The organism is Chroococcidiopsis sp. (assembly GCF_051657925.1).
Lineage (GTDB): Bacteria > Cyanobacteriota > Cyanobacteriia > Cyanobacteriales > Chroococcidiopsidaceae > Chroococcidiopsis.
Genome location: NZ_JBOFLP010000137.1, coordinates 1 through 13,542 on the forward strand (window position 1 = coordinate 1; position 13,542 = coordinate 13,542).

Below are 13,542 nucleotides of genomic sequence, written 5' to 3' on the forward strand. Positions count from 1 at the left end.
GTAGGTTGGTTCTGCTGCTACCAACATCGCGTGCATGGCAGTGTAATGCATCCCGATCGTCGCAAGCCCGACAAAAAAACTGCCAGACGACAGCAACAGCCAATTCAACGGTAGGCGACTGACGAGAAATAGCCCCAAACCAGCAGTCACGATCGCCACTGCCATTGACAGTAAAACGATGCCAAAGTTGTAAGAGATGGGAATTGGTAATTGATAGGCAAGCATGGCAACAAAATGCATTGCCCAGACACTAATTCCTAAAGCGATCGCGCCGCCAACCGTCCAAAATTTCCGTGCAATTCCCCGCGCATAAATAACTTGTCCCACCAAATCTAGCGCTGTGTAAGCACCAAAAATAGCGATCGCTAGCGAAAGAAAAACCACCCGCAGATCGTAGGTGGCGCTTAAGGCTCTACTTATCTGAATTATTTCCCGATCTATCATACTTGCTGCTGAGATTTTGGCAGCAGAAAATCCTGCCGTAGGCTAATTCATTTCAGCTTGCCATTTAAGTACAGAGTTTTTCTCCCTCAAAAAGTATGATTTTTAATGACTATCCTACAGATTGATGCAGAACTGGAATCAAAAACTGCGTCAATGTAAATGCATCTACTCCGATTTGAGTTCTTTCTCGTTCTGCTAAAATGCCAGCTTGGGAGTGCCACCATGCCGCACATGCCGCGATCGCATCCACTGAGATATGTTGTGCGGTTGCCTGGGCGAGCAGTCCCCCCAATAATCCAGTTAAAACATCGCCACTCCCACCCCGTGCTAATGCAGGCGTACTCTCAGGATTAATCCAGACTTGACCTGATGGATTGGCGATCGCCGTTCTCGCTCCCTTAAGCAATACTACTGCTTTGCTCGTCTGTGCTGCTTCTCGTACAGCACTAATGCGGTCTTGCATCGGGCTAGGAGCATCGGGAAATAAGCGCTTAAACTCTCCTGCATGAGGTGTGAGGACGGTTGGCGACGATCGCCGCGATAACTTTTGCGTCCCCAAAATGGCAAGAATATTCAACCCGTCTGCATCCAGAACTAGGGGGCAATCGTTGTTCAAAACTCCCTGGATAATCGGCGTAGCTTCTAAAGTCAGACCGGGACCGCAGGCAATAGCTTGAAATGTTTCTAAATCGGTTCCTTCTGGTAAATCGAGCTGGGCGATCGCTCCATTATCAGTTTCGGGACAACCTACAACTAATGCTTCAGGGAGGTGCGCGTTCAGCAGGGGTTTGATCGATTCAGGCACGGCGATCGACAGCATTCCGACACCACTTGCTCTAGCACCTAAAGCTGTCAGTAATGCACCGCCAGCATAGCGTCGCGAACCGCAAATGAGTAACAAATGCCCTTGTTTGTACTTGTGAGTGACTGGCGGACGAGTCAGGGGAAGAGTGGCGATCGCCAAGTCACTCGTCACGCGCTTGACTTTAGGCGCTTCCAAAACAGCGTGTATATCTGCTGCGGGAATGTCAAAATCGATCAGTTCTGCCGTACCGATATACTCTAAGGCTCGATCTTGTAATAATCCTTGCTTCCACAATCCCAAACAAAAAGTTCGCGTTGCTTTAACTGCCTTTCCTAGCACTTCTCCTGTATCTGTATGCAACCCAGAAGGAAGATCGATGCTGAGAATAGGCATAGACCAGCGGTCGAGTTGGTGAATCTCTGAGGCGATAGGCTCGGTGATTTGGCGTTCCATGCCAAACCCAAATAAGCCATCGATTAATAAGTCACAATCTTGCAAGGGAGCGATCGCCTCAAAATGTGGAATGCCCAAACTCTTAACATACTGTGCGTGTTGGTTGGTTAATTCTTTTAATTTGGCGATCGGACGGTAGATGAGAACTTCATACCCTTGGAAATGTAACTCTCGCGCTACCACTAAAGCATCGCCACCATTATGTCCTGGTCCTACCAGCACGCCGACCCGTCGCACTTGGGGATAGGGATACAATGCCTGCACTCGTCGGGCGATCGATCCCCCTACCTTTTCCATCAAAGCCGCTACAGGCATTCCGGCAGCAAATATCCGCGCCTCAATCTGGCGCATCTGCTCAGCCGTAACTACGACTTGTTCTATTTGTTTGCGTCTAGATCGTTCTGGTAGCAAAGCTCAAATCCAAAGCTTACTTTATCTAGACTACCAGCCTTATCGAGCTACGGCTTAACGCTTGAGTTATAAAGCTTGAGGCGATCGGCTTTTCGGGTCGTGCTGCGATCGCATATCAGCAGCAACTATATGCACTCCAGGATGATTGAAAGCAATTGCGTGAGGAACGCTATAGTAGCAGCAGTCTCTTTACCAGAACAGATTGTATGTATTCAGTCATGCGTACTGTAGATATGACGTTTCCTTTCTGGGGTTTAGTAATTTTCATCGTATGGACGATCGCTGTCGTTGTCTCTTTGCTTGTCGTGAGAATTCGACATCTCTCTGCTGGCGGCTCTGTCAAAGATTTCGCCACACCAAATGATGAAAGCTTGCTTTGGCGCTTATATCGGGTACAAGCTAACTTGGTAGAGAACCTACCTTTATATTTAGGAGTTGTGTTTCTGCTGACAGTTCGAGGCGTATCTGGAACAGTGGTAGATTCACTTGTTGTCGCGTACATCGTATTTCGGCTAGCACACTCACTGATTCACATAGCTGGCTTAAATCCGTTGTATCGAGTTTTCTGTTTAGGCATTCAGTTTGTTTGCTTGGTTGCCTTAATGTGTTTAGCAGTTTTCTAGTTCATAAATTCAATTATTAACTATTGCCCGTAATAAACTCGCGCCCTTCTCAGTCCTGAAGCTCGTAAATAGCGCCGCCAATTTTCGGCTTGTTCTTTTGCCAAAAATGGTCCCACTCTTACGTGAGTGCGCGGTTCTTGGCGCTGGCTAACTCTGACTGGCATTCCCATTCTTAGCTGTTGTATTCGCTGCTCGATCGCACCTAATTTGTCTTGTTTAGCAGGAATGACGACAAAATAAAATTTACCTGTAAAATCTGTATCTTCTCCAGTTGAAAGATTGACAATTCGCGCATCAATGCCTTGAGATTCTAGGGCGATCGCTAGTTTTTGGGCGTTAGCAGTTTGTTGAAATATTCCTGCTTGAATCACGTTTCTTTGTTGATACTGGCGCACGAATGCCGATGGCTCAAACTGTTTGATTCGTTGTAGCGTCAATGCATTTGGATTATTTACGTAAACCAAGTAACTCGTTGTGCGAGGAGTAAGTACGGGATTTATTGGTACGGGCTTAACTGGTGCGGGGTTAACTGGTACAGAAGAGGGAGCTTGGAAGTCAAGTTCGCGGGGAGTGAAATTAGAATTAGAAATTCGGAATACTCGCCCTTCAGGCGAGAAGCGAGCTACGGGTTGCGTTTGAGTAGCGTTAGCAGCTAGTGTTAACCATGTTCCTACTAATAGAGTTACGGCTGGGGCGATCGCCAGGTTCCACCTTATATCTAAATTAAAAAATTTGGCTACTATTGGAGATTGATTGTGCCGCTTCATCTTTCCGCCTCCGTGGAGACCCTCGCCATAGCTGTACTCAGCTTGGCGACGGGACGCGGGGTGCTACAACGGAGGGAACCTCCGCAACGCACCCGCTCAGGAAACGGAGGGCAGGATCTATGCCACATATCTAGTCCTCCATGTGTTGTAAGTTAAGAATTTTGTATCTAAGGCAAGAGCATTTTGAGTAAGTCGCTTACCTGTCTCTAGACTATGCAGGCTAATTACCTGGCGCAGAAGGTCTTTCTTGGTTGGTGAGTCCATAAACCCGCCGACATAGCAAAGCCCGTGTTTTTTGTGGCAAACAATAGCACCCCGTTTAAAGCCCACGCTAATTGTGCCACCATATCGAGGTCTAACACTGCCAGGAGCGTGTTCTAGTCTATGCAACTGCCTGCGGTGAAATCTCAAGGGAATCACTACTAATAGTTGCGTATTGTCTATGCGAGTTCGGCGGGGGAATAATTCCTCCGCCGACACGCGCGGCTTTTCGTGTCCTTCGGTGTACCAATTACCCAAGACCCACGAATCAACATTGTGTGCCTCAAATTTTTCGGCTAGCTTATTCTTGGTCTTTTTCAAACCCAAAGAATCACGTAGCTCTTTAGTTTCCATACCAGACTTAGTTTCTAGTATCCCCAGTTGACGTAGTTGGTTGTAGAACCAAGTTTTACCAACTTCAAGTGGACTGAATGAAGTATTCCATCTCTTGCTGTTTTTCCAGGTTTTAGCCTTGATGTCTTCCACTACAAAAGCAGTAATGGGAAACATTTTGGTGAGCCATCGACAAATACGCAACTTCCACTGCCACCTAGCCCTTGTAGATGGTGGCAGTCTTTGGGTATTGACTAGTCTGTTAGAACGATTTTGACGACAAGGGGTTTTTCTAAACCGTCTGGCGCGTCGCATATTACGCCGAGTCTCTATTGCATCTTTTACCCAATCCACAGCATGAGCCAGGATATTTAGATATGTGTGTGCTTGAGACTTGACGGTAAAAGCTTCGCGTTTACTACCTGGGTCGATACCCACAGCAATTGGTGAGAGAGTTGGCGGGGGAATAATTCCTCCGCCAATCTCTCGTTGTGTATTGCGGTTTGATGGTTCTGCATTCAAGCGAACGCAGAATATGCCTCGTTTCCAAAATCCCGTCGCCTTGCCCGACTCAATCCAGCGTCGCGCTCTGGCTGGTGTTGTTGGCATTAACGGTCTTTGGTTTGAATCAACGACAGGTACAAACATGGCGATAAGCCCTTCGAGGTACGTACATCCCATCGAGACTGACTAACACAGAGGGTAGGGACTTGGGAAGTATCTCTACCGTGATTCGGGCTGCCACACCCAGTTAATTCAGTTTGGCTTTTAGCCCACTCTAGACAACTGTTTAGTCTTGTTCAAACTAGTTGGCTTCTAGTTCTTTGCAAGCCCCCGCTATATTGCTCTTAGCAATTAGCGGCGGGTAGTTGACCGTAGCTAGCCTTGTGCTTCAAGTCGAGTAGTTATTGAATATAAAACAATTTTTGTTGCATTCCCACCCACTGAGCTGAAAAATAGCTTTTGAGCTGTGTGGGAGCAACAAAAATACAAAGAAAAAATTAACCCACCCTCACTCTTACCCCCAGAGCATTTCTGCGGAAACTTTTTCTGGATTCATGCTGCTGCGATTGAACGTTCAGTAGATACACGGGAAGAATTGGTAGTTGGTAGTTGGTAGTTGGTAGTTGCCCCTCTGCTCCCTCTGCCCCTCTGCTCCCTCTCCCAGCTCTCTTCTCCCCTGCTCCCTGCTCCCTGCTCCCTGCTCCCTGATTAAATCATTTTCTCCGGTCGAACGAGGCGATCGAATTCGGCTTCGGTGAGAAAACCCAATTCGACACAGGCTTGGCGTAGCGTGGTGCGATCGCTATATGCTTTTTTCGCAACAGCAGCAGCGCGATCGTAACCAATATGCGGGTTGAGTGCTGTGACTAGCATCAGGGAATTGGTGAGGAAATGCTGAATTTGTTCTCGATTTGGCTCAATACCAACCACTAAATGTTCGGTAAAAGACGAGCAAGCATCGGCTAATAACCGGATGGAATGCAATAGATTATGAATCATTACAGGCTTGAACACGTTTAGCTCGAAGTTACCTTGAGATCCGGCAACTGCAATCGCGGTGTCGTTTCCGATTACTTGCACGCATACCATCGTCATCGCTTCGCACTGAGTGGGATTGACTTTTCCTGGCATAATTGACGATCCAGGCTCGTTCGCAGGCAAGATTAACTCTCCCAAACCGCAACGAGGTCCAGAACCCAACCAGCGCAGATCGTTGGCAATTTTCATTAACGAAGTTGCTAGGGTTTTCAGCGTCCCACTAGCAGCAACAATCGCATCGTGAGCCGCTAAAGCGGCAAATTTATTTGGTGCAGAGATAAATGGTAATTGGGTGCGATCGCTAATTTTTGCCGCCACGCGATCGGCAAATTCTGGATGTGTATTTAATCCCGTACCTACTGCTGTACCACCAATTGCTAATTCATATAAATCTGGTAATGCAGCTTGAATGCGAATTAAATCTTTTTCTAATTGAGCGATATAACCAGAAAACTCTTGTCCTAAAGTCAAAGGTACGGCATCCATCAAGTGAGTGCGACCGATTTTGACAATCTCTTGAAATTCCTCTGCTTTAGCCGCCAATGCATCTCGCAATTGCTTTACCATTGGCAGCAATCGATGGTGTGTCTCTTCTGCTGCGGCAATGTGCATTGCTGTCGGAAACGTATCGTTGGAAGATTGAGACATATTTACGTGGTCGTTGGGATGAATTGGCTTTTTACTGCCCAACACTCCCCCAGCTAGCTCGATCGCTCGATTGGCAATAACTTCATTTGCATTCATGTTGGTCTGAGTGCCGCTACCCGTCTGCCAAATTCGTAACGGAAAATGGTCGTCTAGCTTACCAGAAATTACCTCTTCTGAGGCTTGCACGATTAAACTCGCTTTATCTTCCGGTAGTTGTCCCAACTCTTGATTGACAACCGCCGCCGCTTGTTTCAAAATTCCGATCGCCCGAATCATTTCCCGTGGCATGGTATCGTTGCCAATGGCGAAGTAAATTAGCGATCGCTGGGTTTGTGCGCCCCAGTAGCGATCGCTCGGTACTTCAATCGTCCCCATACTATCGGTTTCAGTCCGAGTGCTGATTTGAGCAGTCATGGGTTCCATTAGCATTTGTTCCTTAATTCACCACATCCTATACCCTACACCCTATTTCATTGCTGACTGAAAACCTGGGCGAATAGAATTCGCGGCTACGCAGACTATAAAGCAGTTTTAACCGTCGTTTACCTCAAACAATCGATCGCACCACTCCCCCCTCAACCCGCAAGGCTGCGCCGTTAATAGCAGATGCTAAGGGACTGGCTACGAAAGCAACTAAAGCCGCAACTTCCTCCGGCGTGGCGAAGCGTTTAATTAGGGAAGAAGGGCGAGTATTCTCGAAAAACTCTTTTTCTACCTGGATAGGATCGATCTGGCGCGACTGCGCCATGTCTTGCACGAAAGTTCCTACCCCTTCTGACTTGGTGGGACCTGCCAGAATAGAATTAACTGTAACGTCGCTGCCAACTGTAGTTTCTGCCATTCCCCGCGCTAAAGCAAGCTGGGCGGTTTTGGTTACACCATAATGGATCATTTCAGCGGGAATATTCACAGCTGATTCGCTGGAGATAAAAATAATCCGTCCCCAGTTTTGTTGCAGCATGAGCGGTAAGTAATGCCGCGATAACCGCACGCCACTCATGACGTTAGTTTCGATAATTTCCATCCAATCTACATCCGTGATTTCGCCAAATTCCTTGACTTGATAAAATCCCACATTATTTACCAAAATGTCTACGACTGGTACTTGCTGAAACGTTAACTCAGCACCGACTGCGGTAGATAAATCTGCTGTTACGCCTTGTAATTTTGCCTCTGGATAAATCTGCCTAATTTTATCCATAGCACTACCAACTCGCTCTGGTTTCCTGCCATTAATCACCACAGTTGCCCCCTCTTGGGCTAAGATCGTCGCGATCGCTAAGCCAATTCCAGCGGTAGAACCACTAATTAGGGCGATTTTGTCCGTTAGTTGAAGATCCATTCGATCGCTCCTTACAGATTAAGGTCACAGATTAAGGTCTAATCAAGCGATGCATATCTAAAGATGGTGGTGAAATTGTAGTCTGTGTCACCATGTCGTGAATCTGTCCTCGGTGGTGAGTTTGATGGTTGAAAAAGTGAGCGACTAATAAATTGACTGGATCTATACAAGTTTTTCCAGCATTGTTGACGTACTCAATTGTCCCGTGCAAAAATTCCGCAGTTAGATTGGCAACAAAGGTTTCGATCCGCTCATCTTCTACTCTACGTGCCATCCACAATTCCTCATAATCTTCGTAAAGAATTGCATCGAGCATAGTTGATGGTATGCGATCGCCTGCAAACCGTGTCATCCAAATGCAATCGCCCACTAAAATATGATTGAGCGTGCCATGAATGCTCTTAAAAAATGCCGGTCGGTTTTGCTTGCGTTCTGCATCGCTTAACTGGAAACAGACTTGATATAATTTGTGATTTGCCAAACTGTTGTAGCGGGCGAGCATTTGAAAATGTTCGACAAGCATATTAGTTTTGAAGGGAGCAGGGAGCAGGGAATAGGGAGTAGAAGGTTAGAAGGTTGTATGAGTTAGTTTTAGAATTGGAGGCAAATTTTGCCGAAGTGAGAACCGCTTTCCATGTACTTCAGGGCTTCTCGTGCTTCGGAAAAAGGAAAGACGCGATCGATAATTGGCTTCATTTGATGTAGTGTAATTGCTTGATTCATGGCTTCAAACATTTCTCGCGAACCGACATAAATTCCGTGTAGGCGCACGCTTTTCATTAATATCGATACGGTATTAATTTCGCCACTACCACCACTAAGAACGCCAATTAAGCTCACTTGTCCGCCTATACGTACAGCCCGTAAAGATTCGTTTAAAGTTCCCGCCCCGCCAACTTCTACGACTAAATCAACACCCTCACCAGCAGCTAATTCTCTAGCTATTTTGCCCCAATGAGGAGTTTGTTTGTAATTAATTGTTTCTGAAGCCCCTAATTGCTTGACTTTTTTCAACTTTTCATCGCTGCTGGAGGTAGCAATAACCCGCGCCCCTGCAATTTTGGCAAACTGAAGGGCAAAAATCGAAACCCCACCTGTACCTTGTACGAGTACTGTCTCGCCAGCTTGGAGGTTACCAGAGTCAAATAAGGCATTCCAAGCGGTAACGGCGGCGCAGGGTAGAGTAGCTGCTTCTGCGTCTGTGAAGTGCGCTGGAACGTGTACTAAGCCATCTTCGTGTAAGACTACGTATTCTGCTAGCATTCCGTCTATAGCTCCACCTAAAGCGGAGTTAGTTTTTGCTGCGGTTAGTTTTCCGGCGATCCAATTTTGGAAGAAAATACCCGCCACGCGATCGCCTACTTTCACTCGCGTCACTCCTTCCCCTACTGCTACCACCTCTCCCGCGCCATCAGAAAAGGGAATCAAAGGTAAAGGTATATTGGGATTGTATAGCCCTTTCACCACCATCAGATCGCGGTAATTCAAGGATACTGCCCGGACTTTAATTAATACTTGTCCGTAACTGGGGCTAGCATCTGGACGTTCTGCAATGTTTAGAGAGTCTAAGCCGAATGAATTCTGAATTTCATATACCTTCATTGCATTCCTCTATCTAGGTTGAGCGTTTAAAGATATTACGTGATAACGTCTCTACATGATAAGAAAATTTTGCAGTCGATCGAGCATTAGCTAGGATGGAAAAAAACAGATAGCTGAGTTTATTACTAATGTTGGCAAAATTAAGGTTACGCTTGTTTAGAGCAGATCGATCGCAATCTTCGCTCAAATCAGCCAAATCTAGCAACAAGAGAAGATTTTGAAATCTTAATCCAACAGCAGCGAAAATTAGATCGAGAACTACACCAGCTTAATGAAAGAACGAGCGATTCTATCCTCAATAAATTTCTTTTTTGACTTTTGATTTTTGACTTGAGATTCTACCTATTTGGTATTGGTGTTGTTTGTTCAAATAATTTTGGAGATGCAGCTTGACGAAAAGCTCCGCAATAATGCATGGTCATAACTGCTTTAAAAGCCCAGTGATTTTGCGGGACATCGGTAAAAGGAGATGGCAGTGTTTCAGCCCGATTTTGAATGCAAGCCTCAGCAATTTGGTTAGGCGCAAATGGGGCGATCTCAGTAGGAGACTTTGAAGGCGACTGTGATTCAGATGGTTGAATTTGCGCTTTAACTGGCACAGCAAAACTTGTCAACAGAAGGAAAACGATCGCGATATTTTTATTTGTCATGAATTTGTCATTTGTCATTTGTCATTTGTCATTTATCATTTGTCATTTGTCATTGTAATATATCTGATTTTATCGCTCCCCTTTTTAAGGGTGGATGGGGTGATCTTCTATGACGTAGTTGAAAGCAAATAATTGTCATAAATTTGTCATTTGCCATATATCCAATTTCATCGCCCCCCTTTTTAAGGGGGGTTGGGGGGATCTTCTATGACGTATTTGAAAGAAAATAGACGGGCGCAACTTAAAAATACGAACTATTCAACCTGCTTTCTACTATAAAAGATCTGCATTATTTTACTCAAGCTAACTACAACTAAAACCACAACTAAACTAATAGCCAAGAAAGGTAATACGAGCGCCAAGATTGACAAAATAAACGCGCCGAAAGATTCAATTGTCGCTACGACTGAATTACCGAGTCCAATTGTCAAAGCAGTAGAAGATATACGAGCAATTCCGGTTAAGCCTTGAATTGTACCAGCTGTACCACCACCTGCGATCGCGGCTAAAGTCCATTTGAGTAAAGGATCGGTATCGGGTAGAAAAGCAGCGGTAATAGCAGTACCAATTGCGATCGCGGTTGGGGTAGCAATAGTATCTAGCAAGTGGTCTACTAAAGGAATATAGTAAGCCCCCACTTCCACCGCCGTCGCCACAGCAAAAGCTATCAGTGCCGGATAAGTCCCCATCCAGGCAAAACCTGAAGCCAGGGGCAAATGACCGAAAACAGCTGCAATACTCATGACTAACGGTGGAATAAAAATCCGAAAGCCACAAGCAGCACTTAAAGCAATACCGATACTAATGCCTTCTATGGTATCCATCTTTGGGGAATGGGGAGTCGGGAAAGAGTGGTGAGTGCTACGTGGTGAGCGGTGTGGGGAGTGTGGGAAGTGTGGGAAGTGTGGGAAGTGTGGGGAAATTTTGAATTTTGAATTGTCTTGCTCCCTCAGCTCCCTCAGCTCTCTTCTCCCTGCTCCCTGCTCCCTGATTAATGCTAGCGCTTTTCAGTACCTTGATTGCCACCACCTTCTACAATTTGATCGCTGCTGCCAGATTCCGGTACAGCAGAGGGCTTAGCATCGGTTTGAGCTACATTACCAGTTTTGCGAATGTCTTCCTCAACGGGGGTTTGATAGCCGCCGGAAGCTGATGTGTTTTTCTCTTCTTCAGACATAATTTTTTCCAAATTCACGCTGTTTTGGCATCATTCTATACAGCAATGAAATTCAATCTCCTCTCTCTCACATGTAGTTTGATTTAATTGTTGCTCTACCTTTAGGAGTAATTTTGTGAAAGTGAGTAGTGAGTCATGAGAAAAGTTTTGACTTCTGACTTTTGACTTTTGACTTCCTCTATTGTGGTAAAAAATACTTAAGCTAGAATTTTGACAAGCAGTTTCACGATAAGGAAAAATTCTGTGTTCCCTTTGCGCGATGACATTCCAACATCAATTACACCTTACATTACCTATGGATTAATCGGTGCAAATATTGGTATTTTTCTTTACCAATTAACTCTGAATCAACAACAATTACAAGAATTTTTCTATTCATCTGCTGTCGTACCTTGCCAATTATCAGGAAATATAGTGGGTAGATGTCCCATTCCAACACCGCAGCAATTACCAGAATGGATGACATTAATTTCATCTCAATTTTTGCATGGCGGTTTCTTACATATAGCTGGAAATATGCTGTTTCTCTGGATTTTTGGGAATAACGTAGAAGACCGTTTGGGACATGTAAAATTTTTGATTTTTTATCTTACTTGTGGAGTTTTAGCAGCATTATCTCAGTGGTTCTTCTCACCCAATTCAACTATTCCTTCATTAGGTGCAAGTGGGGCGATCGCAGGAGTGATGGGCGCGTACATTTTGCGCTATCCCCAAGCAAGGGTATTGACTTTAGTGTTTCTGGGGTTCTTCGTGACTACCTTGCAAATTCCGGCAGTTTTTTTCTTAGGATTGTGGTTTGTTCAACAAGCTTTATATGGTGTTGCCAGCTTACAAGTTCCTAGCAATATTGGGATGGAAAGTGGCGGTGTAGCTTATTGGGCGCACGCCGGAGGATTTGTATTTGGGGCAATTCTCGCCCCGATGTTTGGATTGTTGAAACGCGATTAATTAAAACGCAATGTAGAGACGTTACATGTAACGTCTCTACATTCTATTATTGAGACTTCGGCGATGGTGCGATCGCTTCTGGTTGCGGTAAATTCTGTTCTGGCGATCGCTGAAACACAATTTGTAATAGTGGTGGAGCGATAAATGTGGTGACAATGACCATGACAATAATTGCTGCATCTAAGGCAGGAGGTAACACCCCAGTAGCAGAACCAATGCCAGCAAAAACAAGTCCTACTTCACCTCTAGGAATCATACCTACGCCGATCGCTAAACGATTGACTTTTTCTTGCCCGAAGACGGTGAAGCCAGTGACAACTTTACCCAAAATTGCCACGACAATTAGAAAGCTTGCCATAATCAGCCCTTCCCGATTTGCTGGGACGGCTGGGTTTAAAACACCGATGTCTGTCTTGGCACTAACAACCACAAAGAAAATTGGTACGAGAATATCTGCGATCGGTACAACCTGATTTTTCAATTCGCGACATTTTTGCGTTTCTGCTAATACTAACCCAGCAGTAAAAGCACCCAAAATTGCCTCTAATTTGATGACAGTGGCAATGTAGGACAAGACAAAAGCAAAAATCAGTGCTGGAATTAATAATTGACCGCGAGTTTTGAGTGCATCGACTAACTGGACGAAGTAGGGATTTAACCAGCGTCCGATTAAAATTGCTCCTACTAAAAACACGACCGAACTGATAATCAAATAGAGAATATTTGTCAGTTCGACTTCTCCAGTTTTAGCAAGACTAGCAACTACAGCTAGGACGATGATACCCAAAACATCATCTAGCACCGCTGCCCCGATAATAATTTGTCCTTCCGAACGGTTGAGATAGTTGAGTTCTGCCAAAACTTTAGCCGTAATACCGATGCTAGTTGCCGTCAAAGCTGCCCCTGCAAAAATAGCTGGTACGGTGGAGATATGGAATAAGGCAATTAAACCTAAAGTACCGAAGAGAAACGGTGTCACCACGCCAACGATCGCGACGATTGTAGCTTGAGTCCCAACACGCAACAATTCTTGTAAATTGGACTCTAACCCAATTTCAAACAGTAAAATCACCACACCAATTTCTGACAGAACGGAAATCACTTCGCTGTCTGTTTGAAATGTTGTCGTCACTCCATCTACACTCAATCCCGCCGTAGCTTCTAGAAATCTCATTAACAGGGAATTAGAACTGTCGCCGCCACCTTCTGGAAAAACCAACAAATGTAAAGCCGAGATCCCGACCACCAAGCCGCCAATAAGTTGCCCTAAAACTGGTGGTAAATTCAGCCGCGCGCAAACTTCCCCGCCAATGGTACTGGCTAAGTAAATCACAACCAGGCTAGCTAAGATGCCAGCGAAAATGAAGGGAGCAGTGTCTGCTGTTGACGCACTGGCAAGTAAAGAAGTGCTACCGATGCGAATCGGATCGAACCAGGCGATCGCGTCAAATACTGGTGCTGCGGAAATCAGTCCACCAAAATTCATGCTTTAACCTCAAGTCACTTTTCTCATTGTGCCGTTAATTCGGGAGTCGG

Annotated in this window: 16 protein-coding genes; 3 read left to right on the forward strand and 13 right to left on the reverse strand. The window is 45.4% G+C overall.

What is annotated here, in order from left to right; all coding sequences use genetic code 11:
* Both ACRC32_RS10570 and ACRC32_RS10575 read right to left on the reverse strand, forming a co-directional pair.
* The coding region (locus ACRC32_RS10570) for an MHYT domain-containing protein (protein WP_438553916.1) at positions 1 to 444 on the reverse strand (444 nt) is incomplete at its 3' end.
* Positions 445 to 553: 109 nt separating this feature from the next.
* Positions 554 to 2,113: an NAD(P)H-hydrate dehydratase gene (locus ACRC32_RS10575; protein WP_438553917.1), complete on the reverse strand. Its 1,560-nt coding sequence runs from the start codon at positions 2,111 to 2,113 to the stop codon at positions 554 to 556.
* 206 nt (positions 2,114 to 2,319) lie between these two features.
* On the opposite strand from ACRC32_RS10575, the gene ACRC32_RS10580 reads away from it, so the two are divergent.
* Positions 2,320 to 2,736 (forward strand): MAPEG family protein, encoded by a 417-nt coding sequence (locus ACRC32_RS10580; RefSeq protein ID WP_438553918.1) that lies wholly within the window; start codon positions 2,320 to 2,322, stop codon positions 2,734 to 2,736.
* 20 nt (positions 2,737 to 2,756) lie between these two features.
* Here the strand turns inward: ACRC32_RS10580 and ACRC32_RS10585 are convergent, their stop codons facing one another.
* Together ACRC32_RS10585 and ACRC32_RS10590 are read right to left on the reverse strand one after the other, a co-directional pair.
* Positions 2,757 to 3,503, reverse strand: coding sequence for an SPOR domain-containing protein (locus ACRC32_RS10585; protein ID WP_438553919.1), 747 nt, complete (start codon positions 3,501 to 3,503; stop codon positions 2,757 to 2,759).
* A 117-nt stretch (positions 3,504 to 3,620) separates the two neighbouring features.
* Positions 3,621 to 4,706 carry an RRXRR domain-containing protein gene (locus tag ACRC32_RS10590; protein WP_438553920.1) on the reverse strand — a complete coding sequence of 362 codons (1,086 nt, stop codon included), beginning with the start codon at positions 4,704 to 4,706 and terminating at the stop codon, positions 3,621 to 3,623.
* Positions 4,707 to 5,067: 361 nt separating this feature from the next.
* Between ACRC32_RS10590 and ACRC32_RS10595 the strand changes: the two genes are divergently transcribed.
* Positions 5,068 to 5,217, forward strand: a complete 150-nt coding sequence (locus ACRC32_RS10595) for a hypothetical protein (protein WP_438553921.1) — start codon at positions 5,068 to 5,070, stop codon at positions 5,215 to 5,217.
* Positions 5,218 to 5,309: 92 nt separating this feature from the next.
* Here the strand turns inward: ACRC32_RS10595 and fumC are convergent, their stop codons facing one another.
* From fumC to ACRC32_RS10635, 8 genes are all read right to left on the reverse strand, one after another.
* On the reverse strand, positions 5,310 to 6,710 hold the full coding sequence (gene fumC, locus ACRC32_RS10600) for a class II fumarate hydratase (RefSeq protein WP_438553922.1): 1,401 nt from the start codon (positions 6,708 to 6,710) through the stop codon (positions 5,310 to 5,312).
* Positions 6,711 to 6,834: 124 nt separating this feature from the next.
* Positions 6,835 to 7,629: an SDR family NAD(P)-dependent oxidoreductase gene (locus tag ACRC32_RS10605; RefSeq protein ID WP_438553923.1), complete on the reverse strand. Its 795-nt coding sequence runs from the start codon at positions 7,627 to 7,629 to the stop codon at positions 6,835 to 6,837.
* 31 nt (positions 7,630 to 7,660) lie between these two features.
* Positions 7,661 to 8,152 (reverse strand): DinB family protein, encoded by a 492-nt coding sequence (locus ACRC32_RS10610; RefSeq protein WP_438553924.1) that lies wholly within the window; start codon positions 8,150 to 8,152, stop codon positions 7,661 to 7,663.
* 68 nt (positions 8,153 to 8,220) lie between these two features.
* Positions 8,221 to 9,231 (reverse strand): zinc-dependent alcohol dehydrogenase family protein, encoded by a 1,011-nt coding sequence (locus tag ACRC32_RS10615; protein WP_438553925.1) that lies wholly within the window; start codon positions 9,229 to 9,231, stop codon positions 8,221 to 8,223.
* A gap of 338 nt (positions 9,232 to 9,569) precedes the next feature.
* The gene (locus ACRC32_RS10620) at positions 9,570 to 9,899 is read right to left on the reverse strand and encodes an S-layer protein (protein ID WP_438553926.1); all 330 of its coding nucleotides are present in this window, start codon (positions 9,897 to 9,899) and stop codon (positions 9,570 to 9,572) included.
* A 236-nt stretch (positions 9,900 to 10,135) separates the two neighbouring features.
* The gene (locus ACRC32_RS10625; protein WP_438553927.1) at positions 10,136 to 10,705 is read right to left on the reverse strand and encodes a DUF4126 domain-containing protein; all 570 of its coding nucleotides are present in this window, start codon (positions 10,703 to 10,705) and stop codon (positions 10,136 to 10,138) included.
* A gap of 37 nt (positions 10,706 to 10,742) precedes the next feature.
* On the reverse strand, positions 10,743 to 10,907 hold the full coding sequence (locus ACRC32_RS10630) for a hypothetical protein (RefSeq protein WP_438553928.1): 165 nt from the start codon (positions 10,905 to 10,907) through the stop codon (positions 10,743 to 10,745).
* Positions 10,879 to 11,058: a hypothetical protein gene (locus ACRC32_RS10635; RefSeq protein ID WP_438553929.1), complete on the reverse strand. Its 180-nt coding sequence runs from the start codon at positions 11,056 to 11,058 to the stop codon at positions 10,879 to 10,881. Before ACRC32_RS10635 ends, ACRC32_RS10630 begins: the two co-directional genes overlap by 29 nt.
* A gap of 243 nt (positions 11,059 to 11,301) precedes the next feature.
* Between ACRC32_RS10635 and ACRC32_RS10640 the strand changes: the two genes are divergently transcribed.
* Positions 11,302 to 12,006 (forward strand): rhomboid family intramembrane serine protease, encoded by a 705-nt coding sequence (locus ACRC32_RS10640; protein WP_438553930.1) that lies wholly within the window; start codon positions 11,302 to 11,304, stop codon positions 12,004 to 12,006.
* 46 nt (positions 12,007 to 12,052) lie between these two features.
* On the opposite strand, the gene ACRC32_RS10645 is transcribed toward ACRC32_RS10640, so the two are convergent.
* A complete protein-coding gene (locus tag ACRC32_RS10645; protein WP_438553931.1) occupies positions 12,053 to 13,492 on the reverse strand; it encodes a cation:proton antiporter in 1,440 nt (479 codons plus the stop codon).
* Between the last annotated feature and the right edge of the window lie 50 nt (positions 13,493 to 13,542).

Excerpts from the sequence above, each read along its gene's own strand:
- ACRC32_RS10580 (WP_438553918.1), top strand. The coding sequence starts at position 2,320 with ATGTATTCAGTCATGCGTACTGTAGATATGACGTTTCCTTTCTGGGGT.
- ACRC32_RS10585 (WP_438553919.1), bottom strand. The coding sequence starts at position 3,503 with ATGAAGCGGCACAATCAATCTCCAATAGTAGCCAAATTTTTTAATTTA.
- ACRC32_RS10590 (WP_438553920.1), bottom strand. The coding sequence starts at position 4,706 with ATGCCAACAACACCAGCCAGAGCGCGACGCTGGATTGAGTCGGGCAAG.
- fumC (WP_438553922.1), bottom strand. The coding sequence starts at position 6,710 with ATGGAACCCATGACTGCTCAAATCAGCACTCGGACTGAAACCGATAGT.
- ACRC32_RS10605 (WP_438553923.1), bottom strand. The coding sequence starts at position 7,629 with ATGGATCTTCAACTAACGGACAAAATCGCCCTAATTAGTGGTTCTACC.
- ACRC32_RS10610 (WP_438553924.1), bottom strand. The coding sequence starts at position 8,152 with ATGCTTGTCGAACATTTTCAAATGCTCGCCCGCTACAACAGTTTGGCA.
- ACRC32_RS10615 (WP_438553925.1), bottom strand. The coding sequence starts at position 9,231 with ATGAAGGTATATGAAATTCAGAATTCATTCGGCTTAGACTCTCTAAAC.
- ACRC32_RS10620 (WP_438553926.1), bottom strand. The coding sequence starts at position 9,899 with ATGACAAATGACAAATTCATGACAAATAAAAATATCGCGATCGTTTTC.
- ACRC32_RS10625 (WP_438553927.1), bottom strand. The coding sequence starts at position 10,705 with ATGGATACCATAGAAGGCATTAGTATCGGTATTGCTTTAAGTGCTGCT.
- ACRC32_RS10635 (WP_438553929.1), bottom strand. The coding sequence starts at position 11,058 with ATGTCTGAAGAAGAGAAAAACACATCAGCTTCCGGCGGCTATCAAACC.
- ACRC32_RS10645 (WP_438553931.1), bottom strand. The coding sequence starts at position 13,492 with ATGAATTTTGGTGGACTGATTTCCGCAGCACCAGTATTTGACGCGATC.